Annotated in this window: 29 protein-coding genes; 23 read left to right on the top strand and 6 right to left on the bottom strand. The window is 33.5% G+C overall.

What is annotated here, in order from left to right; genetic code table 11:
- The first annotated feature begins 170 nt into the window (after positions 1–170).
- The 11 genes from ACYVEC_RS23090 to ACYVEC_RS23040 all read left to right on the top strand — a co-directional run bounded on the left by ACYVEC_RS23090 (position 171) and on the right by ACYVEC_RS23040 (position 8,699).
- Positions 171–914: an SAM-dependent methyltransferase gene (locus tag ACYVEC_RS23090; RefSeq protein WP_063221457.1), complete on the top strand. Its 744-nt coding sequence runs from the start codon at positions 171–173 to the stop codon at positions 912–914.
- A 419-nt stretch (positions 915–1,333) separates the two neighbouring features.
- The gene (locus ACYVEC_RS23085; protein WP_063221456.1) at positions 1,334–3,403 is read left to right on the top strand and encodes a HelD family protein; all 2,070 of its coding nucleotides are present in this window, start codon (positions 1,334–1,336) and stop codon (positions 3,401–3,403) included.
- Between the two features lie 70 nt (positions 3,404–3,473).
- Complete coding sequence (locus ACYVEC_RS23080; RefSeq protein WP_063221455.1) at positions 3,474–3,806, top strand: DUF952 domain-containing protein; 333 nt, start codon at positions 3,474–3,476, stop codon at positions 3,804–3,806.
- A 165-nt stretch (positions 3,807–3,971) separates the two neighbouring features.
- Entirely contained in the window at positions 3,972–4,319 is a 348-nt protein-coding gene (locus ACYVEC_RS23075) for a PadR family transcriptional regulator (RefSeq protein WP_060486712.1), read from the top strand.
- The gene (locus tag ACYVEC_RS23070; protein ID WP_098556386.1) at positions 4,306–5,316 is read left to right on the top strand and encodes an HAAS signaling domain-containing protein; all 1,011 of its coding nucleotides are present in this window, start codon (positions 4,306–4,308) and stop codon (positions 5,314–5,316) included. The genes ACYVEC_RS23075 and ACYVEC_RS23070 overlap by 14 nt, the downstream gene beginning before the upstream one ends.
- A gap of 34 nt (positions 5,317–5,350) precedes the next feature.
- Complete coding sequence (locus ACYVEC_RS23065; RefSeq protein ID WP_098556388.1) at positions 5,351–5,863, top strand: GNAT family N-acetyltransferase; 513 nt, start codon at positions 5,351–5,353, stop codon at positions 5,861–5,863.
- Between the two features lie 155 nt (positions 5,864–6,018).
- On the top strand, positions 6,019–6,795 hold the full coding sequence (locus tag ACYVEC_RS23060; RefSeq protein WP_063221452.1) for a serine hydrolase: 777 nt from the start codon (positions 6,019–6,021) through the stop codon (positions 6,793–6,795).
- A complete protein-coding gene (locus ACYVEC_RS23055) occupies positions 6,792–7,163 on the top strand; it encodes a hypothetical protein (protein ID WP_063221451.1) in 372 nt (123 codons plus the stop codon). Before ACYVEC_RS23060 ends, ACYVEC_RS23055 begins: the two co-directional genes overlap by 4 nt.
- A gap of 32 nt (positions 7,164–7,195) precedes the next feature.
- On the top strand, positions 7,196–7,612 hold the full coding sequence (locus tag ACYVEC_RS23050; protein WP_460508485.1) for a GNAT family N-acetyltransferase: 417 nt from the start codon (positions 7,196–7,198) through the stop codon (positions 7,610–7,612).
- Positions 7,613–7,633: 21 nt separating this feature from the next.
- Entirely contained in the window at positions 7,634–7,780 is a 147-nt protein-coding gene (locus ACYVEC_RS23045; RefSeq protein ID WP_257148946.1) for a phage holin family protein, read from the top strand.
- A gap of 112 nt (positions 7,781–7,892) precedes the next feature.
- Positions 7,893–8,699: an N-acetylmuramoyl-L-alanine amidase C-terminal domain-containing protein gene (locus tag ACYVEC_RS23040; RefSeq protein WP_098556390.1), complete on the top strand. Its 807-nt coding sequence runs from the start codon at positions 7,893–7,895 to the stop codon at positions 8,697–8,699.
- Positions 8,700–8,767: 68 nt separating this feature from the next.
- Here ACYVEC_RS23040 and ACYVEC_RS23035 read toward each other — a convergent pair whose 3' ends face one another.
- Positions 8,768–8,980: a DUF3006 domain-containing protein gene (locus tag ACYVEC_RS23035; protein ID WP_000820164.1), complete on the bottom strand. Its 213-nt coding sequence runs from the start codon at positions 8,978–8,980 to the stop codon at positions 8,768–8,770.
- 2 nt (positions 8,981–8,982) lie between these two features.
- On the bottom strand, positions 8,983–10,368 hold the full coding sequence (locus ACYVEC_RS23030; protein WP_063221448.1) for an S-layer homology domain-containing protein: 1,386 nt from the start codon (positions 10,366–10,368) through the stop codon (positions 8,983–8,985).
- Between the two features lie 441 nt (positions 10,369–10,809).
- On the opposite strand from ACYVEC_RS23030, the gene ACYVEC_RS23025 reads away from it, so the two are divergent.
- The 8 genes from ACYVEC_RS23025 (at position 10,810) to ACYVEC_RS22990 (ending at position 17,002) form a co-directional block, all read left to right on the top strand.
- Positions 10,810–11,214 (top strand): GNAT family N-acetyltransferase, encoded by a 405-nt coding sequence (locus tag ACYVEC_RS23025; protein ID WP_063221447.1) that lies wholly within the window; start codon positions 10,810–10,812, stop codon positions 11,212–11,214.
- Between the two features lie 15 nt (positions 11,215–11,229).
- On the top strand, positions 11,230–11,583 hold the full coding sequence (locus ACYVEC_RS23020; RefSeq protein ID WP_063221446.1) for an MmcQ/YjbR family DNA-binding protein: 354 nt from the start codon (positions 11,230–11,232) through the stop codon (positions 11,581–11,583).
- Positions 11,584–11,604: 21 nt separating this feature from the next.
- Positions 11,605–12,312: a class I SAM-dependent methyltransferase gene (locus tag ACYVEC_RS23015; protein WP_460508479.1), complete on the top strand. Its 708-nt coding sequence runs from the start codon at positions 11,605–11,607 to the stop codon at positions 12,310–12,312.
- Between the two features lie 65 nt (positions 12,313–12,377).
- Positions 12,378–12,764: a ribosomal maturation YjgA family protein gene (locus ACYVEC_RS23010; protein ID WP_063221444.1), complete on the top strand. Its 387-nt coding sequence runs from the start codon at positions 12,378–12,380 to the stop codon at positions 12,762–12,764.
- A gap of 21 nt (positions 12,765–12,785) precedes the next feature.
- A complete protein-coding gene (locus tag ACYVEC_RS23005) occupies positions 12,786–13,304 on the top strand; it encodes a DNA topology modulation protein (protein ID WP_098556396.1) in 519 nt (172 codons plus the stop codon).
- 65 nt (positions 13,305–13,369) lie between these two features.
- Positions 13,370–14,014, top strand: a complete 645-nt coding sequence (locus ACYVEC_RS23000; RefSeq protein ID WP_063221554.1) for a formylglycine-generating enzyme family protein — start codon at positions 13,370–13,372, stop codon at positions 14,012–14,014.
- 69 nt (positions 14,015–14,083) lie between these two features.
- Positions 14,084–15,277 carry a macrolide family glycosyltransferase gene (locus tag ACYVEC_RS22995; protein WP_063221442.1) on the top strand — a complete coding sequence of 398 codons (1,194 nt, stop codon included), beginning with the start codon at positions 14,084–14,086 and terminating at the stop codon, positions 15,275–15,277.
- Positions 15,278–15,634: 357 nt separating this feature from the next.
- Positions 15,635–17,002, top strand: coding sequence for a lytic polysaccharide monooxygenase (locus ACYVEC_RS22990; RefSeq protein WP_063221441.1), 1,368 nt, complete (start codon positions 15,635–15,637; stop codon positions 17,000–17,002).
- A 130-nt stretch (positions 17,003–17,132) separates the two neighbouring features.
- Here ACYVEC_RS22990 and ACYVEC_RS22985 read toward each other — a convergent pair whose 3' ends face one another.
- The 3 genes from ACYVEC_RS22985 to ACYVEC_RS22975 form a co-directional block, all read right to left on the bottom strand.
- Positions 17,133–17,567 carry a GNAT family N-acetyltransferase gene (locus ACYVEC_RS22985; protein WP_063221440.1) on the bottom strand — a complete coding sequence of 145 codons (435 nt, stop codon included), beginning with the start codon at positions 17,565–17,567 and terminating at the stop codon, positions 17,133–17,135.
- A gap of 103 nt (positions 17,568–17,670) precedes the next feature.
- The gene (gene rpiA / locus ACYVEC_RS22980) at positions 17,671–18,336 is read right to left on the bottom strand and encodes a ribose 5-phosphate isomerase A (RefSeq protein ID WP_063221439.1); all 666 of its coding nucleotides are present in this window, start codon (positions 18,334–18,336) and stop codon (positions 17,671–17,673) included.
- A gap of 4 nt (positions 18,337–18,340) precedes the next feature.
- A complete protein-coding gene (locus ACYVEC_RS22975; RefSeq protein ID WP_063221438.1) occupies positions 18,341–18,661 on the bottom strand; it encodes a 2Fe-2S iron-sulfur cluster-binding protein in 321 nt (106 codons plus the stop codon).
- Positions 18,662–18,804: 143 nt separating this feature from the next.
- On the opposite strand from ACYVEC_RS22975, the gene ACYVEC_RS22970 reads away from it, so the two are divergent.
- Positions 18,805–19,491, top strand: a complete 687-nt coding sequence (locus ACYVEC_RS22970) for an RNA polymerase subunit sigma-70 (protein ID WP_063221437.1) — start codon at positions 18,805–18,807, stop codon at positions 19,489–19,491.
- 21 nt (positions 19,492–19,512) lie between these two features.
- Positions 19,513–20,094, top strand: coding sequence for an ATP-dependent Clp endopeptidase proteolytic subunit ClpP (clpP, locus tag ACYVEC_RS22965; protein ID WP_001992188.1), 582 nt, complete (start codon positions 19,513–19,515; stop codon positions 20,092–20,094).
- Between the two features lie 44 nt (positions 20,095–20,138).
- On the opposite strand, the gene ACYVEC_RS22960 is transcribed toward clpP, so the two are convergent.
- Positions 20,139–20,996, bottom strand: a complete 858-nt coding sequence (locus ACYVEC_RS22960; protein ID WP_063221436.1) for a glycine betaine ABC transporter substrate-binding protein — start codon at positions 20,994–20,996, stop codon at positions 20,139–20,141.
- A gap of 171 nt (positions 20,997–21,167) precedes the next feature.
- Between ACYVEC_RS22960 and ACYVEC_RS22955 the strand changes: the two genes are divergently transcribed.
- Complete coding sequence (locus ACYVEC_RS22955; protein ID WP_063221435.1) at positions 21,168–22,373, top strand: quaternary amine ABC transporter ATP-binding protein; 1,206 nt, start codon at positions 21,168–21,170, stop codon at positions 22,371–22,373.
- On the top strand, positions 22,366–23,202 hold the full coding sequence (locus tag ACYVEC_RS22950; protein WP_063221434.1) for an ABC transporter permease: 837 nt from the start codon (positions 22,366–22,368) through the stop codon (positions 23,200–23,202). The genes ACYVEC_RS22955 and ACYVEC_RS22950 overlap by 8 nt, the downstream gene beginning before the upstream one ends.
- The last annotated feature ends 91 nt before the right edge of the window (positions 23,203–23,293 follow it).

The raw sequence follows: 23,293 nt of genomic DNA, 5'->3' as shown, positions 1-23,293 counted from the left end.
AGTAGATAGTGGAATAATCCATTATCTATTTTTTATATTTACACTTTTAAAATTCTTATTATTTTGATAAATTGTAAATATAGGGAAATAAAAAGGAGGATTTTTCATGGGTGTCAGAAATTTAGTTTCTCAACTGTAGTAGAAAAATAACGTACAGGAGGAGAATAATAATGAACGAATTAAATGTAAAAGAATTTTATAAAAAACAATTTGAATTACTAAGCCATGATATAAATAATGAAAATTGGTTACAGGAAGTTGCTGAAGAAATTCAAGAGCAAGTGGGATATCCATTTCAGACGATGTTAGAACTAGGTGCTGGAAATGGCGGGTTTGCAAGAGCGATGTCTAATTTGGATGTAAAAATGACTACGGTTGAGCTTGTACCAGAGTTAGCTATGTTTGCTAAAGAACATTCTACTAACGACATTGTGATTCATTGTGCTGACTTTTATAAAATTAACTTTGAAGAAAAGTTTGATGTTGTTAGTTATTTAGACGGATTTGGTGTAGGAACAGATGAAGAACAATTGGTTTTATTAAAACGAATCCATAATTGGTTGAAAGATGATGGGTGTGCACTTATTGATATTTATCAACCATTATATTGGGAAAAAGCAAATGGACAAGAAATGCCGATTTATTCTGCAATGCGAAAATATGAATATGATAGTGAAAATGCTAGGATGCTGGACCACTGGTGGGAAATAGATTCTTCAAATGATATCGTGACACAATCTTTACGTTGCTATACTATAGATGAGATTAGTAATTTATGTGCAGAGGCTCATTTCAGTATAGTTGGGATTTTCCCCGGGGGAGCATATGACTTCGAAGAGAGAAAATATAAAGAGCAAGCGTCTTTAAATGAATGTTTATCATATCGTATAAAAGTAAAAAAGAGTAAGGATTAAATTCCTTACTCTTTTTTGCTTGTATAGTGTGAATATTTAATTGTCGTTCTTTTTTTATTCTTATGGATCTTAGTATGATCCCAATTCGAAGAAATAATACAGTAGCAACGACGTCTTAATAGACAACTAGATAAGAAATTGGAGAGTGTGTAAGGGGAACTTAGTTAGATAGTATAAAGTTCTTTTAATCAATAGATAATAGCAGCTATTGTATAAATCACTTTATTATATGTGTAGTTGTATGATTTAGATGTTATATATTCTTATAATGTAAAAATATCATTTGAATTTCGATATTAGAAAGGTGAAAAATAAGTTTTTTCGGAAAACTTAAATTAAAATTGTTGACTTTATAAATGGATTTTTAATACAATTATGTTTCGACTGAAAAATTAGAACGGACAGGAGGGAATCATCAAATGAACAACATTTTTAACGAAGAATTACAAAAAATGAAAGATACATTAAGTACGATGGATGAACAATTGGATCAGCTTGAAAAAATTCCAGTTTATTATGGCGATGATTTTAAAGAACAAATTCTTGAAAGTATGAGGGAGTCTAATAGACAAAACTTACGTATTGGTGTACAAGAGCCGTACTTTGGAAGATTAGATTTTCAGGAGGATGGCAAGGAAGACGTTATGCCGATTTATATCGGTAAAGTAGGTGTTTCGGATATAGACACGATGAAACCAATCATTATTGATTGGAGAGCGCCTGTCGCAAGTATGTTTTATTCATTTACCGGCGGTGAAGAATTAGCATTTTATCAATCACCAGACGGATTAGTAGAGGGTGATGTTTATTTAAAGCGAAACATATCCATTCGAAAAAGAGAACTAGAACGTGTTGTTGATACATATGTGAAAGGAAATGAAGATGTATCGCATGCTGATGATTTTCTTCTATATCGACTAGGTGAAAATAAAGATAATAAACTAAAGGATATTGTTTCGACGATACAATCGGAGCAAAATGATATTATTCGTGCGGAAAGAAACTTACCATTACTAATTCAAGGGGTTGCAGGGAGCGGAAAAACAACGATCGCTTTACATCGCCTTGCTTTTTTAATTTATGAATATCGTGAACAGTTAGAAGCTGAAAGAATGATTGTATTCGCTCCGAATAGTTTATTTTTAGACTATATTTCGAGCGTACTTCCTGAATTAGGTGTAGGGAATATTAGTCAAACAACGTTTTCAAATTGGGCATTACATACGTTAGATGATTCGGTGAAACTAAAGCAGACAGATGAAAAATTAAAAGAAGCCTTTTCTATTAATCGTGATGAAAGAAAGGTTATGCTTGGTAAATTGAAAGGTACACTGAAATTTAAGTCCTTTATTGAAGAGCGAATGGTTGAATTTGAAAAAGAACTAGTGCCAACAAGTGATTTTGAGGCATGGGATAAAGCTGTTATTCCAGTGGAAGATATTAAAAAGTGGATGCAAGTGGAATATAAACATTATCCATTAAAGAAAAGAAGAGAACGTTTACTCGGCCGAATGAAACGCTGGATTGAAATTGAACTGAAAAAGTATGGAGAAACTAACGAGAAGAAATTATTAAAAAAAGAAGCGACAAAGAGATTGAACAGTTATATGAAGTTTTGGCCGAAAATGAGCCCACTTTCAATATATAGTTCAATATTGAAAAGTAAAGAAATACTCGAAGTATTACCTGAAGAACTTGTTAGAGAAACAGAAAAGAATTGTCGTAAAAAAGAAGTGTATGTAGAAGATTTACCCGCTTTAATATACATACATCACCGCATCACAGGTATTGAAATTGGACAAAAGTTTCATCACGTCGTTATCGATGAAGCGCAAGATTTCTCGCCATTCCAAGTTTATGTATTGAAAGAAATTACACTAGGTAATTCTTTTACTATATTAGGTGATTTATCTCAAGCGATTTATGATTATCAAGGGATTGAAGATTGGAGTGCTTTTAAGGAAGTCTTCCAAGAAACAGGTTATTATGAACTGACGAGAAGTTATCGCTCTACAAAAGAAATTATAGAATTTGCGAACGAAATAATTAAAAATGCAGAGATTCCTGTAGGGCTTGCAACGCCAGTTTTCCGTAGTGGAGAAGAAGTAAAAGTAATTCATACTGAAGATCAGTTTACTGAAATTGTGAAGACATTAAAACAGCTTCAAAATGCAGATGTGAAAACAATTGCGGTAATCGGAAGAACAGACGATGAATGCCGCGATATGTATGAGAAATTAACAAATGAAGGATTGTCTGTAAACGTTATTGAAGCAGATCAAAGTAAATATAAAGGTGGCATTTCGGTAGTACCTGTATACTTAGCCAAAGGGTTAGAATTTGATGCTGTTCTACTCATTGATGTTGATGAAGAACATTATAAAAATACGAAACATGATGCGAAGTTATTGTATGTCGGATGTACAAGATCGCTTCATGATTTATGGATTTTCCATAGTGGGGAAGCATCTCCTTTAATTAAGAAATAAAAATTCAAGAGGCTTTTCTAGTAATGAATAGGAAAGCTTCTTATTTTATAAATATATAGGGGAAATGATAATGATTACAAAATTAATAACAAAAAGAAATTGGGAAATCGCAAAAACAACTGGAGAAATTAATGAAAAATCACTAATTGAAGAGGGATTTATCCATTGTTCATATTTAGAACAAGCTTTAAACGTTGCACAAAAACATTTCATGCATGAAGAAGATGTTTTATTACTGACAATTGATCGATCCTTAGTGAAAGCAGAAATAAAATATGAACTTGCTTCTAACGGCCAAGAGTATCCGCATGTTTACGGAGCAATTAATATTGATGCAATTATTGATGTTGTTCCATTTTCTAAAGAAAAATGGGAATTTATATTACCAGAGGTACAAAGATAAGAATGTTATATATAAGTTAGTGAGAAAAGCACAAATCATATAGTTTGTGCTTTTTATTATCCGTTTTTTGGTAAAAAATTGTTGTTTTTGTCACAATTATACTGTACGATACATAGTATAAAACATATACTGTATGACATATAGTAATAAAAATGAGGTGAATACATGGATGCTTTATTAAATTCATTAATTACTGAACTAAGAAGAGGCACATTAACATTAGCGGTTTTAAGCCAATTAAGAACGCCGCAGTATGGATATTCACTTGTCCAATTATTGGAGCAATCAGGGATTACAATTGATCAAAGTACTTTATATCCACTACTTCGCCGATTAGAAAAGCAGGAGCTAGTGACGAGTAGTTGGGATAAAACGGAGAGTAGACCTCGTAAGTATTACGTTTTAAGTGAATACGGATTAGAGATATTTTTGCAGTTAAAAAAGGAATGGATAAAGGATTCGAAAGAACTTTATAACTTATTAAAGGAGGAGGACAAGAATGAACTTGATTGATATTTATGTCGAGGAAGTAGCGAAGAGATTACCTGAAAAAAATCGTGAAGATATTATTCTTGAACTACGATCAACAATAGAGGATATGTTACCTGATGATTATAATGAAGAAGATGAAAAAAGAGTTCTTGAAAAATTAGGAAGTCCGGTTTCGTTGGCTAATGGGTACTTGGATAGACCGATGCATTTAATTGGACCACGTTATTTTGATGTATATATGACATTATTAAAAATGATCATTCCAATTGCAGCCGTTATCGCACTCATTGCAATGGTTGCAGAAAATTTTATAAGTTATAATGGTGATCAAGCGGTATTAAATATTGTTTTACAATTGATAGGTAAAGGTGTAGGAGAAATACTTGAAGTGGCTCTCCATGTATTTTTCTGGTTAACACTTGTATTTACTATTTTAGAAAGAACAGATAAAAACAAAGATACCGAGCCGTTGACGACAAGTTTAAAAAAGTGGACGCCAGATGATTTGAAAAACATTTCGCATATTTCGAAGAAAAAAGCAATCTCCAAGTTTGAAGTTTTTGGAGGGTTAATGTGGACGGCAATATGGGGTACACTTTATTTTTATGCGAATCATCTCGTTGGCGTATACAGTGGTACGGGAAGTGGATTGAAGTTTGTCGCGCCGACGTTTAATCAAGATGTGTTACTTCAGTATTGGCCAATCGTTGTGATGATAATTGTTTTTGAAATAGCTATATCTCTTTATAAGTTAGTACAGGGACAATGGACGACAAGATTGGCAATTGGGAATGCTCTTCTTCAAATAGCTGGAACAATAGTATTCATTGTAATTGTAGTAAATCCGCACTTGTTTAACGAAGGATTTATTACGTTTGTGGCAAATGTGTTTACTATTTCTCCAGAGGAATTTAAAGCATGGTTAATTGGTGGAGGTATTCTCATTTATATAGTATCTGCTGCATTAAACATTTATGATGGCTTCCGAAAAGCTAGTGTTCGTGTAACGAATAGGTAGTTAAAAAGATAACGTATATGAAAGGAAGAAAACAATGATAAGGGAAGCAATGGAAACAGATGTAACATATATTTTAGATATTTATAATGATGCGATACTAAATACAACAGCTGTATATGCATATAAACCTGTAACCCTTAAAAATAGAATAGATTGGTATGAACAAAAAAAGGCTGATGGCTATCCGGTTTTTGTATACGAACAAGATAATAAAGTAGTAGGATTTGCGACATTTGGTCCGTTTAGAGCTTGGCCTGCTTATAAATATTCAGTTGAACATTCTATATACGTTAAAAAGGAATATAGAAAATGTGGGATAGGAAATTCTTTAATGAAAGAATTAATTACAATTGCAAAAGCAAGGGAATATATGACTTTAGTTGCTGGAATTGATGCAGATAATGAGAAAAGTATTGCCTTACATGAAAAATATGGATTTGCTCATGCTGGGACAATCAAAAAGGCTGGCTATAAGTTTAATAAGTGGCTAGATTTAGCTTTTTATCAATTGGAGCTTAGTGGTCCTAAAAATCCTTTAGAAGAATAGAGGTTTTTCGTAAAAATTTATCTTTTAGGTAGCAAGGAGTAATTCATGCTGCCTTTTTCTTATTGTAATAGCCGATTTAATCTGCTAAAAAGGATTTTTAAATTCTATATTGAATTATTAGAAGGTGATAAAACGATATGAAATGAGGGATGAAAATGGAAACTGTCATTCGAAAAATGAAAGAGATACACTCTGATCATGTTGGGATAGCTATTTATTCTACAAAAAGCAATGGTATAGTTGCTTCATATAATAGTGAATTAAATATTCCGTTAGCATCGGCAGCAAAAGTAGTAATTGGATTTGTAGTAGCGCAAATGGTGAAGGAAAATAAACGTAATTGGAATGATATACTTCATCATGTTAAATTTAATCCACATGAAGATAGTGCGCAGTTATATCCACATTTACAAGGAAGAAATACTTTAACACTTAGTAAAGCAGTTGAAGTAATGATAGCATGTCATGATAGTTACGTTGCACAGTCAGTTGTAATGTACTGTGGTGGATGGGATGCTGTGAAAATGTATGCTCAAACGTACTTTTCAAAAATTCATATACAAGAGGACGCTAGAGATGAGAAAAACATTGGAGAATTAAATGAAGTTCTTTCACTTTTAGTACATATTTTTCAAGGTTATAAATCAGAAGCAGAATTATGGGAACCAATTATTAGCGGCATGGTAAGGCAGCAAGGTGAATATGAAGGAATACATTCATATCACTTAGCTCATATGACAGGTGGACTATCTTCAGCTACAATAAATATTGGAATAATAGGAATATTTAACGAATTCCCGTTTCTTTATGTTATTGGGGGAAAAGACTTACCTAATCGACGTGAAAATAAAGAGGTAGATAAAGTTTTTGCAGTAGCTTTGAAGTACATATACAAAGAATATAGTGAAATTATGCTAGGAGTTATTGATTGAAAAGAAACTTAAAGACATCAACAATCATTATATTAATAGTAACAATTATCGCCTTGGAAGTTGGAATCGCGATTTACGATCACACTTTATCGTTAGATACAATTTACTTTGCAGCGATCCTCATTTGTATTGTATTACTTTTTGGTACACGTATTTCTAAAGAGAAAGAAAGTACATCGAAACAAGGGCGAAGAAAAACAGCTCTTCTATTTTGGACATTTATTTTACTGTCTATCGCTTCTTTTGCAGTTATAAGTTATATAAGAATAGGCTATGTTTCTGTGCCCGGGATAATTGGTTTTTCATGCTTTGTTACATATGGTGGATTCGTATTTATTAGTATTTTAAAGAGGAAAAGTAAAAATTAAAGGTAACTTACTAAGTTGAAAGGAAGGAATATATGAAACACATAGAGAATGGTACTCGCGCTGAAGGAGAATACATAAAAAATAAAGTCATTCAATATAACATGTCTATTTTAAATGATGAAGCGAAACAGCCGATGGAACAAGTAAGTTTCGTAGTGAAAGATGAGGATGGAAAAATCTTTGGCGGGGTAACAGGAACGATGTATTTTTATCATCTTCATATAGATTTTTTATGGGTTGACGAATTGGTTCGTCATGATGGTTATCGCAGTCAACTATTACATAAAATCGAAGACATCGCGAAGGAAAAAGGTTGTAGATTAATATTACTAGATTCATTTAGTTTTCAAGCACCAGAATTTTATAAAAAACACGGCTACCGAGAATATGGTGTTGTTGAAGATCATCCTAAGGGACATAGTCAACACTTTTTAGAGAAGAGATTATAGTAATAGTATTCTACAAGGAAAATAGATTTTAAAAGTATCACTAACAAGGTGATGCTTTTTATTTTGTTTATAGCTACTACTCAATCAGATGCAATTATGGGAACAAATAGTAAGATTCGTATAACAAAGATTTTCTTTTTTATCGGAAATGAGTTACTGTCTTTGTAGAAGAAACTAGTCGTATTTACTATATGCACTAACAAATACTATTGAATTTTTAGAAGGAGAAGAGCAATAAGACGAGCACTGAATATAATAATGATAAAGGAGGTGTTAAGTTATGGGTTATATTGTAGATATTTCGAAATGGAACGGTAACATTAACTGGGATGTAGCAGCTCCCCAACTAGATTTCGTAATCGCTAGGGTACAGGATGGCTCAAATTATGTAGATCCTTTATATAAAAGTTATGTTCAAGCAATGAAAACAAGAAATATTCCTTTTGGTAACTATGCATTCTGCCGTTTTATTTCAATTGCTGATGCGAAGAAGGAAGCACAAGATTTTTGGGATCGTGGTGATAAGAGCGCTACAGTTTGGACAGCTGATGTAGAAGTGAAAACAATGGATGACATGAGAGCCGGTACACAAGCTTTTATCGATGAATTACGCCGACTAGGTGCTAAGAAAGTTGGTTTATATGTTGGACATCATATGTATGTGCCTTTCGGTATGGCGAACGTAAAAAGTGACTTTGTATGGATTCCTCGATATGGTGGTAATAAACCAGCATATCCTTGTGATATTTGGCAATACACTGAGACTGGTAATGTACCTGGTATCGGTAAATGTGATTTAAATCAATTAATAGGAAATAAGCCACTTTCTTGGTTTACTGAATCAGTACCAAAACAAGAAAATGTGCAAGCGCAAGTTTCAAAACAAAACATTATCCAATCAGGTGCTTTTTCACCACATGAAACTCCAGATGTTATGGCAGCGTTAACTTCTTTAAAAATGACTGCTACCTTCATTTTACAATCAGATGGTTTAACATATTTTGTTACTGAACCCACTAGTGATACGCAATTAAACGCAATGAAAAGCTGGCTTGATCGAAAAGGTTGGTGGTATGAAGTTAAATAATAAAAAAATAACTAGCTACTATTTGTGCAAAAAAAGAGCCGTCCAGTTTTTTGGAGGGCTCTTTTTTACTATTCAAATAGCTTATTCATTAAATCTTGTATTTCACGTCTTCTTTTATCTGTTTCGTCTTTATCAATTGTATACGTATCATCCTCTATTATAAGAACATCACCCTCTTTTGCAGTGGAAGGGAGTTTGGATTTTGGTACATCAATTGTTACGTTATTCACTTCAATAACTGCTAGTTCGCCTTCAAAACGGTCAATAATACCTCTTTTCATAATTATCTCTCCGTTCTTACAGAAATGCTAGAACCATCACTATTAATAGTTACAGTTCCATTTAAATCGGTTCTATATACCTTAACAGCCATTGCATTTAACTTTGCTAAAGTTTCCTGTGTAGGATGGCCATATCGGTTACCTGCACCTGCACTGATCACAGCGATACTTGGTTTCACTGCATCTAAAAATGTTTGAGAAGAAGATGTCTTACTTCCATGGTGACCAGGTTTTAATACATCGGATTTTAGGCTGGAACCGTACGTTACAACCATATCTTTTTCACTTTTAGATTCAGCATCACCAGTAAATAAGAAAGATTTGCTGCCATGTGTTACTTTTAATACAGCACTCCACTCATTTAGATCGTTACCGTATTCTTTAACAGGAGCTAAAAATTGTGAGTTTAAACCATTGATTGGTAAAGTTACTCCAGATTTCGCTTCTTTAATAGTTAACCCTTTGTTAGCTACTGCAGTTAAAAAGTCTTTAAACGTTTGTGTCGTATGACTCACTTTAGGTGCGTAAACGTTTTTTACATTTATAGCATAAAGCACTTCATCCAATCCGCCTACATGATCGGCATCAGGATGAGTGGCAATCATATAATCGATAGTTTGAAATCCTAATCCTTTTAAATAATTTGCTACAACTTTACCTTTTCCGTTATTTCCACCGTCAATAAGGATCGTTTCTCCACTTGGAGATTTAATAAAAGTAGCATCACCTTGTCCGACATCAATATAATGAACTTCTAACTCTCCTTTAGGCTTAGGAAGAGCAGGACGGAAATTTGGTTCTAATACACGAGCCAAAAATGCAGCGAATTGTTCACGAGTTACTTTTACACCTGGACCAAATGTACCATCAGGTAATCCAGTGGTAATATTATTTTGTGCTAAAATTTTGACATAATTGTAACCCCAGTGATTAGATGGAACATCAGGGAAATTGACGTCAGCACCTGTAGGCTTCAAATCAAAAGTTTTAACTAAAACTTTTGCCATTTCTGCACGAGTTAATGAGCGGTCAGGGAAATAGTTTGTTTCGCGTTGTACAATGTTATTATGTGCTAACTTATGTACAGAATCATAGTAATAGATACCTTTGGCTACATCGGAAAAAATATGATTATAACTAGATGGTTTTTCTAATTTTAATGATAAATCTAGCATTAAGGCCATTTGTCCACGAGTTACATCATCGCTTGGCTTAAAAGATCCATCTGGCGTACCTTTAATGATACCTTTATCCGATAAATAGTTAATTTCTTTAATTGCCCAATGATTAGATTGGACATCAGGGAAAGATTTGGCACTTGTAAGATTTGGAATGAACAATGATAAAATCATGACAAATGCTGTTAGTAATAAACTAAACTTTTTCAAAAAATCGCCTCACTTAATGTATTTTTTACCTTATTAACTTTACCATTTCTTACAAGTAATTCAAAGTTTAATAGATAAATATCCCATTAGTAATTGTTTATATTCACAAATTCACCAATTTTAAATAAGGTAATTTAATAGAGGGGATATGAAAGGTAGTGAAGAACTGTTTATATTGCAATTGTAGAATCTATATTATAAATTAATCTTACGAAGGTTTGATAACAGGGTGCATTCCAGAACTATATAGTGAAAGAAGGAAAAGTATATACCAAGAGAAACTGCACTGTTTAGATTCTTTTGAGGAATTCGCTGAAATCACATTGTAGTTACTTAATGAGAAGTGCTAACAAATATGCAAGCGAACTTGCTAATACCAAATTTAATTATTCATAAAAGTAATTATAATAATATAAATTCTATTCAATGGGGGGAAAGAAAATGTACACGTATAAATTACAACATGATCAACCAATCTGCGCAGAAAAAATAAAGAAACTTTACGATTCTGTCGGTTGGTGGCCAGAAAGAAAAGAAAACGATATTCAAAAAATGTTAAAGAATAGTATAGCTATTGGGGTATGGGAAAATAACGAATTAATAGGATTTGCTAGAGTTGTTTCTGATGGTGTTTTTCGAGCGTACATAGAAGATGTTGTTGTACATGAGAGTGTAAGAAATAAAGGTATTGGAGAGAAGATGCTTACAATGTTACTTGAAGAGATACCTCATATCGATATTGTGAGCTTATTTTGTGGAGAGAAATTTATAAAGTTTTATGGTGAACAGCAGTTTCAAGCGACGAAACAAATTGTAATGCATCGTAATCAAATAGTGAAAGAATAAGAGGTGACAATTAGAATGATTGCAACAAGAACATATTGTTTATCAAAAAGAAAAGCGACAGAAGATTCTCCTGATGGTTGGAATGCAACATGTATGAGGCTTGATAATAAAATATTTGCGATATTGAACTATGAAGAAGGTGAAAAAGCGGCAATTACATTAAAATGTGATCCAGAAATTTCAATAAGAATAAGAGACGATTATCCAGATACAATCATTCCAGGATATCATATGAATAAAAAACATTGGAATACAGTGTATATTAATAAAGTTGTAGAGCAGGAGCAAATTAATAAGATGATTGATTGGTCGTATGATTTAGTTCTACAGTCATTTTCAAAGAAAAAGCAGCAAGAGTTATTAGATTAATATGTATAAGGGGTGGATGTATTGAAAGACACGATTAAAGGTACATATGATAAATTAGCGAGTACATATAAAGAAAACCTAGATGTGGCAAATCCATATAATAGCTATTACGAAAGACCAGCGATGATGGAGATGATACCAAAAAAGTTAGAAGGGAAGAGTATATTAGATGCTGGGTGTGCAGCTGGATGGTATACTTCTCAATTTGTAGAGAGAGATGCAAATGTTACAGCAATTGATGTAAGTTCTGAAATGATAAAAGCTGCAAAGGAAAGTATGGGTGATAAAGCAACGTTTCTTTGTCATGACTTGCAAGAAGTATTACCGTTTGAAGATAATACTTTTGATGTAATTGTAAGTTCGTTAACTCTTCATTATTTAGAAAATTGGAATCAAGTATTTCAGGAGTTTTGCCGAGTATTGAAGCCAGGCGGAGAATTTATATACTCCATTCATCATCCTTTTATGGACTTTACAAAGTTTCCTTGTGAAAATTATTTCGAAAATCAATTATTAGTAGATACTTGGGTTAAACCAAATATTACAATAGAAGTTAGCTTTTTTAGAAGGTTACTCCAAGATATAATTAATGAAACAACAAATTATTTTTTGTTAGAAAAAATGGTAGAACCGAGGCCTGTTGAAAAGATGATAGAAGTAAACGAAAAGTCATATCATTATTTAAATACAAATCCACATTTTCTTATTATGAAAGCCATTAAAAAATAGCTAGTAAAATAATTATATTTTACTAGCTATTTTGCAGTTTTAAATGATGAATTAGGAGTTTTGAAATGAATACGAAACGAAATAGATTACTATACGCAATGTTTACTATCATTGTTATTATTTTAGGGCTTAGTTCAAGAAAGTTTGCTTTTGTGCTACCGGCTCTATTAAATGATTATTTAGGTGATGCTTTATGGGCGTTAATGATTTTCACTGGATTTGGATTTTTATTTCCTAAAATAAAAACGAGGAAATTAGCTTTTATTAGTTTAATGTTTTGCTGCGGGATTGAAGTGAGCCAATTATACCATGCTGAATGGATAGATAGCGTTCGTGCAACGACTTTAGGTGGACTTGTGTTAGGTTACGGATTTTTATGGAGTGATTTATTGGCTTATACAATTGGTATTGGGATTGGAATGTTTTGTGAGTTTTTGTTACTGAAGAAATAAAAGATGTAAAAAGGGGTATTTATGAAAAAAATTATATTAATCGGTTCTGGTGGTTCAGGAAAATCTACATTAGCAAGGCAGTTAGGAAATAAATTAAATATTAAGGTGCATCATCTTGATGCACTATTTTGGAAACCAAATTGGGAGGGTGTTTCGAAAGAAGAGCAAAGAACGGTTCAAAATGAATTAGTTAAAGAAGATGAGTGGATTATTGATGGGAATTATGGCGGGACAATGGACATAAGAATGAACGCAGCTGATACAATTATCTTTCTTGATATTCATAGAACAATATGTGTTTATCGTGCTTTTAAAAGGATTGTACAATATCGGAATAAAACAAGGCCGGATATGGGGGCTGGATGTAAAGAAAGATTTGATTTGCAATTTTTCAAATGGATATGGGAATACCCTAAAACGAAACGACCTTCAATTTTAAAGAGGCTTAATCAATTGAATAAAGATAAAGATGTTATTATTTTAAAATCTTCAAATGAAGTAAGACAATTTTTAGAGAAGTACGATACCATAAATAGCTAGATTATAAAAAGAATGAACATGGGGGGAAAGGATTGAATAGATTCATTGGCCAGGTTAATTCTAATATGGTGAAAGTTCCAGCGGGAAAAGTAAAATTAAGAGATGATCGAATTAAAAAAGAATGGCAAGTGCAAATAAAACCATTTCTTCTTGCAAAGTATGTTGTAACGATGGAATTATATTATGCTATTACAAATAGTACATTTAATGATTATAAAAATAGCAATAAGCCAGTTGTAAATATTTCATGGAATGATGCCGTTATGTTTTGTAATTTACTTTCAAAAAAAGCGGGATTAAAAGAATATTATTCTATTAGCAATCGTGGTCAAATTGTTAGTTGTAATTTAGATTCAAATGGCTATCGGTTACCTTCAGAAGCAGAGTGGCAGTATGTGTGTAAAGCAGGAACAACTGGATACATATATGGAGAACTGAAAGAGATAGCTTGGTACAATGAAAATTCAAATGGACAAATTCATGACGTCGGTAAAAAAGAGCCGAATGCATGGGGACTTTATGATATGTTAGGAAACGTTTGGGAATGGTGCTATGATTTGTATGATGAAAAGGTATATGGATCGTACCGAATTTTTCGAGGCGGTAGCTGGGCTGAAGAGGCTAGAGGTTGCGGTGCGACTTGTCGTCGCCGTAGTCATCCTACATTTTATATAGATGACCTTGGGTTTAGGCTCGCTAGGTCCATTTAGAAGAATAAAACCAAATATCTATAATCCTAATGACAGCATAGAAAAGATTTAAATTAAGGAGTGTTTAAAGTGGCACGTGTGTTATTCATTAATACTGGATCAGAGGGACATATTAATCCAACATTGCAAGTTGTAGAAGAGTTAGTTTCACGCGGGGAAGAAATCGTTTATTTTTCAATAGAAGCTTTCAGGGAGCGTATTGAGAAAACAGGTGCTACTGTACGAACGATTGATGACCAAAAATTTATAGAAGCATTTCTTTCCGGTGGCCGAAATTATTTACGAGAAAGAATAAATGGTCTTTTATATACAGCAGATGTGATTATACCCAGTGTTCTTGAACAAATTGAAGGGGAACATTTTGATTATATGATTCATGATTCTATGTTTGGCTGTGGCCGTATAATTGCTCAAATTCTCAATCTCCCTGCCATAAATTCCTGTACATCTTTTGCGCAGGATGAAAAATCATTTAAACAAATGTTAGATCATCTTTCTAAAAATATCCCGCGGGAAATTCAGGATAGAATACATAATAATTTTCAAACCTTAACAAAAGGAATTGCAGAAAAATATAGTGTTGAAATAAACTCACCGTATGAAGTGTTTTGTAATCCAGCATCACTCACTATTGTGTATACGATTAAAGAGTTTCAACCATTGGGTGATATGTTTGATGAAACATATAAATTTGTAGGTCCATCTATTTCTGCACAAGTAAAAAATGAAGACTTTGATTTTACTTCAATTGAAGAAAAAAGCCCAATTTATATTTCTCTAGGCACTGTTTTTAATGAAGCATTTGATTTTTATAAACTTTGTATGAGGACGTTTGAAAATAGTGAACATACAATTGTGATGTCTATTGGGAATAAAAGAAAAATAAGCGATTTAGGTAACATTCCTAAAAACTTCAGTGTAAAAAACTATGTACCACAAACTAAACTACTTGCATATACAAAGTTATTTATTACACATGGCGGGATGAACAGTACACATGAAGGATTAAATAACGGGATTCCACTAATTGTAATTCCGCAAAGTGCAGATCAGCCAGTAATTGCAAAGCAAGTAGAGAATCTAGGAGCTGGGATTAAGTTGTCTATGAAAGAATTAACTGTGGAACAACTACGTGAAAGTGTAGAACTTGTATTAAATAATCCATCATATAAAGAAGCTGCATTACATTTGAAGGAGTCATTTCGAAAATCTGGTGGGCATAAACAAGCTGTCGATGAGATTTTTACATTTATAGGTCAGTAATAAATAGAAGATTATACATGAGAAAAGTGTCTATATGAAATGGTATAGACACTTTTCTGTTATATAAAGCGGAGAATCAATTACATTGAAAGATTAAATATCCTGTTTTATAAATTCTGGCCATAGTATTACGTGTTAGTAATGCTTTCACATTTTCTGCACAACTTCTGCACATGTTTTGTTGATTTCTATGTCATGATATATTCATTAAGTGAAATGTTTCACATGAATAGAAATATATTTTCACTGCGGTGTATGCATAACTAACACATACATCGATACAAGATTGTCTCTCGTTATTCTTTTACATCAAAGCTCACATTACACTACAAAGTATAACAAGAAGGGGACAGGAACATGAATAATCGATTTTTAAAACAACTACAAAACATGAAAATGAACAAAAAAAGTCTAGGAGCTGTTGCATTAACAGCTGGAATTATTGGTACGACACTTATTCCTCAAAACGCATACGCGCACGGTTTTGTTGAAAAGCCTGGCAGCCGATCTGCTTTATGTAGTCCAACTTATGGTGCACTAAATGTAAATTGCGGAAGTGTTATGTATGAACCGCAAAGCTTAGAAGCACCAAAAGGATTCCCGCAAGGTGGCCCAGTTGATGGGCAAATCGCTTCTGCAAGTGGTAAATTTGGTGGTATTTTAGATCAACAAGCAGACAATCGTTGGTTTAAAAATACAATCACAGGTGGTGAAAATACATTTACTTGGAAGTATACAGCGCCTCATTTAACGAGTAAATGGCATTACTATATTACAAAAAAAGGATGGAATCCAAATAAAGCGCTCACAAGAGCAGATTTTGAACCAATTGGAACTGTACAACATGATGGTTCTGCAGCCTCAAATAATTTAACTCACAAAATCAATGTACCTACTGATCGAAGTGGATATCATGTGATTTTAGCAGTATGGGATGTAGCTGATACTGCAAATGCATTTTATAATGTAATTGATGTTAATCTCATCAATGACGTAAAACCAGATACAGAAGCTCCAAGTATTCCAAATGGAATTCAGGAACAAAAAGTAACAGCGCATAGTGTAGAACTAGCATGGAACGCTTCTACGGATAATGTAGGGGTAAAAGGATATCAAATCTTCCGTAACGGAGAGATGATCGACACTGTACCGGGCACTCATTTTATTGATAAAAAATTACAACCAAGTACGGAATATTCTTATACTGTAAAAGCGATTGACACAGCTGGAAATGTCTCGAAAGAAAGTGCAGCATATACAGTGAAAACGACAGTTGAGGCTCCTGATACAGAAGCACCAACACAACCAAAAGGATTACATAGTATGGGAACAACAACGTCAAGTGTGGATCTAATGTGGAGTCCTTCTGACGATAATATTGGTGTAGACCATTACGATATTTATAGAGAAACAGAAGGATCGATGAAAAAGATTGCAACATCCAATACGACTTCTTATATGGATAAAAATTTACTCCCTAATACTACTTATAAATATGTAGTGAAAGCTGTTGATGGAGCTGGAAATGAATCTGTACAGAGTGATATATTCACAATTACTACAAAAACTGAAAGCGCTTCATATGAAGAGTGGGATGCAAAGAAAGCATATGAAAAGGGAGATAGAGTTCTACACGAGGGAAAAGTATATGAAGCAGTCCAGAGTTATAAAGGAAATGGGGATCCAAATTGGATTTATGCCTTATCATTATGGAAAACAATATAAGCTTTACCGAGGTATGAACTAAGAGATAATGGGCTTTGATGCAAAAGGACATCTTGAGAATTCATTTTTCTATTAATAAAAAAGGGTAGTATATGAATACATAAAGTAGTTTCATATACTACCCTTTTTATTATGATAATATTTTCGTCATAAGTATATGCGGAATTCCATCTTCCATAAATACATCAGAAGAAGTTTGATAATCTAGTTTTTTATAAAACCCTTCAGCTTGTGTTTGACCGTGTAGTTTTACTTTTGTAGCGTCTTTGTTGCGAGCAATTTCTTCTAACGCTTGAATAATTACTTTTCCTAAACCGTATTTACGATAGTCTTTTAAAATACAAATGCGTTCTAATTTACCAGTACCATCAACAAATCGGATACGACCTGTACCTACAGGAAGCTCATTATAATAAACTAAAATATGTTTACATGTCTCTCCGATTTCATCAAACATATCGAATTCATCTTCAAGTGGGACATTTTGTTCTTTTACAAATACTTCTTTTCGAATGTGAAAGGCAGTTTCTAAATCTGTAAGTTCTGTTATGAGTTTGGAGTGCAAATTGTTCAGTCCTTTCTAGTGTGATGTGCTTTTGTTTTCATAGTATATCATAATGTTACGCAATAAAGAGAAAATATAAAAAGCTGACTGTAAGAGTCAGCTTTCATGATAATTCCTTAATCCCATTTTTTGTTCCAATAATCGCCTTACTAGTCATATTAACAAACAATCCGGTTTCAACTACACCAGTAATTATTTTTAATTGTTTGTGTAAATCGGAAGGAGTAGATATATGATTAGGGAATATACAATCGACAATCATGTTATTATTATCAGTTATAACCGTTACATTATTTTTTAAGCGTAATGTTGTTTGACATCCTAAAGATTGGATTTTACTTTCGGTTTGTTTCCATGAAAAAGGTATGATTTCAACAGGTAATGGAAAAGTTCCTAAACGTGTCACAACTTTTGATTCATCAGCGATAATTATAAGTTCTTTCGAGGAGGAGGCTACAATTTTCTCTCGTAGTAATGCACCACCGCCGCCTTTAATAAGCTGTAAATTAGGATCAATTTCATCAGCTCCATCAATTGTAAGATCAAGACTTTGTACGTCGTTTAACGAAATCAATGGGATATTTAATTGCTGTGCTAATGCCACTGTTTCCTTTGATGTCGGTACAGCTTGAAATGATAACCCTTCTTTTACACGATCACCTAATTTTTGAATCGTCCAATATACAGTTGAACCTGTGCCAAGCCCAACTGTCATTCCATCTTTTACAAAGTTTGCAGCATATTCACCTGCGAGCTGTTTTAGATTCATCGCTTTATTCCGCCGGACGTGGTCCAGCATCAAGACCTGAATTCTCAACTGTAAGTACCGGACGAACGACTAAATCTTTATGTACACGCATTTGACAAGATAATCGTAAATGATCCTCAATCCCTTTTTCCGTCATCGCATTTTTTTCATTCGCACTCGCTTCACAAAAATCACCCGCTATAATTTCTACTCTACAAGTTGTGCAACGTGCTTTTCCGCCGCAACGATGAAGTATGTTTACACCGTTGTCTTCAATCGCTAATACTAACTTTGTGCCTTCTATTACATCAAAAGTTCCTGCACCTTCAATTGTTAATTTTGGCAAATTTATTCCTCCTCACGTAAAATTGTACATAACATATTTATGACCGCGAATTATTGAACATAAACATAATTTTTTTATATGCCCCGTAACTTTTTTATTTGTTGAATCGTTAATTAAGTAAGCGCTGAAAAGGAGTGGTTATTTTGTGCACAAAAGTAACTCATATTTTAAAAAATCATATCGATATGAATCATTCAAATATAAACTTTTTAATTGAGCAATATGGAGAATTGAAAAGGTACTGTACATTTTTAACGAAAAACAAATGGGACGGCGAAGATCTTGCCCAAGAAACAGTTTGTAAAGTTCTTCAAAAATATAGTGATAAAGATATTTGTATGACGCTTGTATATAAAATAGCTAGAAATCGTTGGTTAGATCAAATAAAGTCAAAATCAGTTCATGAAAAAATAAGAGACCAAATTACTTTTGAAGAACCACATGAAAAAATTGCGGATTTGCATGAAATGGTAGGGAAAGTATTATTTTCATTAAATGTCCAGCAATCCGCAATTTTATTATTAAAGGATGTTTTTCAATATAGTATCGCTGATATTGCTAAAGTATGTTCCGTATCGGAAGGGGCAGTGAAAGCTTCTTTATTTCGGAGTAGAAATAGGCTGAAAACTGTAAGTGAAGAAGGGATTGAGATAGTCGAATTCACAGATGATATTGAAGTTGTAGTAACGTCTATTCGTGAAGAAAGGCCGGAATTATTAACCAAACTTCTTCCGACAATTGATTTTACTAAGTTACCATCTAAACAGCCAGTCTTATTATTTAATGCGAAAAACCCTTCTTCCTACAGTTGTATGCTTTGCGCGGCATAACAATTATTGGAGGGATTTAAAATGAATGCAATTCCATATGTAGTAGAACAAACGAAATTAGGAGAACGTTCCTATGATATATATTCAAGGTTATTAAAAGACCGAATTATTATAATCGGTTCAGAGATTAATGATCAGGTTGCGAGCAGTGTAGTAGCGCAATTATTATTTTTAGAAGCGGAAGACGCGGAGAAAGATATATTCCTGTATATTAATAGTCCTGGCGGCTCAACGACAGCGGGATTTGCAATATTAGATACGATGAATCTTATTAAACCGGATGTGCAAACGCTTTGTATGGGCTTAGCAGCATCATTTGGTGCCCTTTTACTATTAGCTGGCGCAAAAGGAAAAAGGTTTGCCCTTCCTAATAGTGAAATCATGATTCATCAGCCACTTGGCGGTGTAAAAGGGCAAGCAACAGAAATCGAAATTACAGCAAAAAGAATATTGAAATTAAAGCATGACATTAATAAAATTATTGCTGACAGAACAGGACAGCCAATCGAAAAAATAGCACATGATACGGAAAGAGATTATTTTATGACAGCAGAGGAAGCTAAAGAATATGGGATTGTTGATGGGGTCGTTGAGAAAAAATAACATAAAACAGGCTAGAGAATATGCTAATTCTCTAGCCTGTTTTTTTAATCTTTAATCCATTCATCAACTAACGATTGATTCTTTTTAATCCAATTTCGAGCAGCTTTTTCTGGATCTTTCGTTTTATTTAACATGACCATTAATGTACCAAGCTGTTCATCGTTCATTTTCCATTTATCAAAGTATTTCACGATATCCGGATGATCTTTTTCGAAACCTTTACGAACAGAGTAATAAATGTCATCTTTTTCACCATATACTTTCTTAGGGTCTTTTAAATATTTTAAGTCAAATTCTGAAAAGCCCCAATGTGGATTCCAAAGCGTAACAGCGATTGGTTTCTTTTTCGTATATGCTTTCTTTAGTTCACTCATCATCGCTGCTTCAGAAGATTGGACAAGTTTTAGTTTAATATCATATTCCTTCATTGCTTTATTCGTTAAATTCATAAGACTACTACCGGGTTCGATACCGACAATTTTATTATCTAGTTCATCTTTATGAGTATTTAAATCCTCGATACTGTTTATGTTTTTCACATAAGAAGGTACGACTAAACCTAGTCCAGTACCTTCATACCATTTTGATTTTAAGACAATATCATCTTTATAACGATCGTTTAGCGGTTTATCCGTAACGGGTAGCCATACTTCTAAATTAGCATCAACATCACCACGAGCGACACCAGTCCAAATCGCCGCTTTTTCTAAATACATGAGTTCAACTTTGTAGCCTTTTTGTTCTAATAAAACTTTCCACATGTTTGCTGTTGCAATGTTTTCTTTCCAACTTGTTACACCAAGTTTAATTTTTCCTTTCGAATTTGCATTTGTTGCATTACATGAGGTGAAAATCATAGTAATAAATAATGCAAGGCATATAAGCCATATTTTCTTTCTCATTGAAAACCTCCTAAGGAACGTTTGTCTTTTTAAATAAATGTATAAGTAAGCATTCTTATTATGAACGGAAACGAGAATTTTAAAGAAATCTTATGAATGTCATTTTTATGTAATATTTCTTTGCAAAATCGCAACACTATGTGAATAGATGGGTAGAAAAGGAGTAGTGACATGGATAATACAAAGGTGCGTGTTGAAAACGTAACAAAAGTATTCGGGAAACATCCGCAAAGAGCCCTTTCCTTATTAAAAGAGGGAAAAAGTAAATCGGATATTTTAAAAGAGACAGGAATGAACGTTGGTGTGAAAAAGGCAACGTTCGAAGTATATACTGGAGAAATTTTTGTTATTATGGGTTTGTCTGGTAGCGGGAAATCTACGTTAGTTCGTATGTTAAACCAATTAATTAAACCAACCGCAGGCCATATATACATAGACGGTGAAGATATCGCAACGATGGGAAAAGAAGAATTACGGAGAGTAAGAAGAACGAAAATGAGCATGGTATTTCAGAAATTCGCTCTATTTCCGCATCGTACCGTTTTACAAAACGTTGCATATGGTTTAGAAATACAAGGAGTTCCAGTTGAGGAACGAGAGAAAAAAGCGTTAGAATCTTTGAAATTAGTTGGACTAGATCATCATAAAGATAACTATCCAAGTCAACTTAGTGGTGGAATGCAGCAACGTGTTGGAATCGCAAGGGCACTAACGAATGACCCAGATGTTTTATTGATGGATGAGTCATTTAGTGCGTTAGATCCACTTATTCGAAAAGAAATGCAAGATGAGTTATTAGAACTTCAAGATAAAATGGAGAAAACAATCATATTTATTACACATGATTTGGATGAAGCTCTTCGAATTGGTGATCGAATTGCGTTAATGAAGGATGGAGAAGTTGTCCAAATTGGAACACCAGAAGAAATTATGATGAGTCCTGCCAATGAATTTGTAGAGAAGTTCGTGGCGGACGTGAATTTAGGAAAAGTAATTACGGCAGAATCTATATTAAAACGACCGGAGACATTATTAATTGATCGTGGACCACGTGTAGCACTTCAAATTATGAGGAATGCAGGTGTTTCTACTGTATATGTTGTCAACAAAAAGTATGAATTTTTAGGTATATTAACTGCGGATGATGCGAGTAAAGCAGTGCAAAAACAGTGGCCGATTGCTGATTTATTACTTAACGATATTCCGCATGTTTATTTGGATACTTTACTTGAGGAAACATATGCAAAGATGGCGGAGATGAAATATCCGTTACCCGTAATTGATGAGAAGAAAAGACTTAGAGGAATCATTAAACGTGAAAGTGTCATTCAAGCTCTTGCAGGAAACATTGAGGAAGAGGTGAAAGACGATGAATAGTATTCCGCGTATTCCATTAGGGGAATGGGTCGATTCATTTGTTGCAAGTTTATATGAGCACTTTGAAGGCGTATTCCGAGGGTTCTCTTATATTATTGGAGGATTCGTTGATTTACTCACTAATTTTTTAATAATAATACCAGCCATATTGATGATTATTATCCTTTGTTTCCTCATTTGGTACACAACGAGAAAATTATCTTTAGTTATTTTTACACTGATCGGTTTATTATTTATTTTAAATATTAACTACTGGGCACAAACGATGCAAACATTAGCACTTGTACTTACATCTGTTATTATTTCAATCATTGTAGGTATCCCAATCGGAATTTTAGCTTCGCAAAATGAACGCTTCTCAAAATTTTTAAAACCGACATTAGATTTTATGCAAACAATGCCAGCTTTCGTATATCTTATTCCTGCGATTACATTTTTCGGAGTAGGTGTAGTACCTGGGATTATTGCATCAGTAATCTTTGCAATGCCACCGACAATTCGTTTTACTGATTTAGGAATTAGACAAGTTCCAGAAGATTTAATTGAAGCAGCGAATGCGTTTGGCTCTACCGCATCACAAAAATTATTTAAGGTACAATTACCACTCGCAACTGGAACAATCATGGCTGGTGTGAACCAAAGCATTATGCTTTCGTTATCAATGGTTGTAACAGCATCTCTTGTAGGAGCACCAGGTCTTGGAGTTGATGTATACCGCTCTGTAACACAAGTTAATATCGGGATGGGATTTGAAGCAGGACTAGCTATTGTTGTCATTGCGATTATATTAGACCGCATTACACAAGGATTTCATCAAAAAAGAAGATAAAAAGAAAACACACTTTATTATACAAAGTGTGTTTTTTTATATTCGAAAAGATCAAATACGAACAATAACAGAACCACCAGCTGACGCAAAA

Source organism: Bacillus sp. MN7755 (genome assembly GCF_054771475.1).
This window is presented reverse-complemented; position numbering and strand designations above follow the sequence as displayed.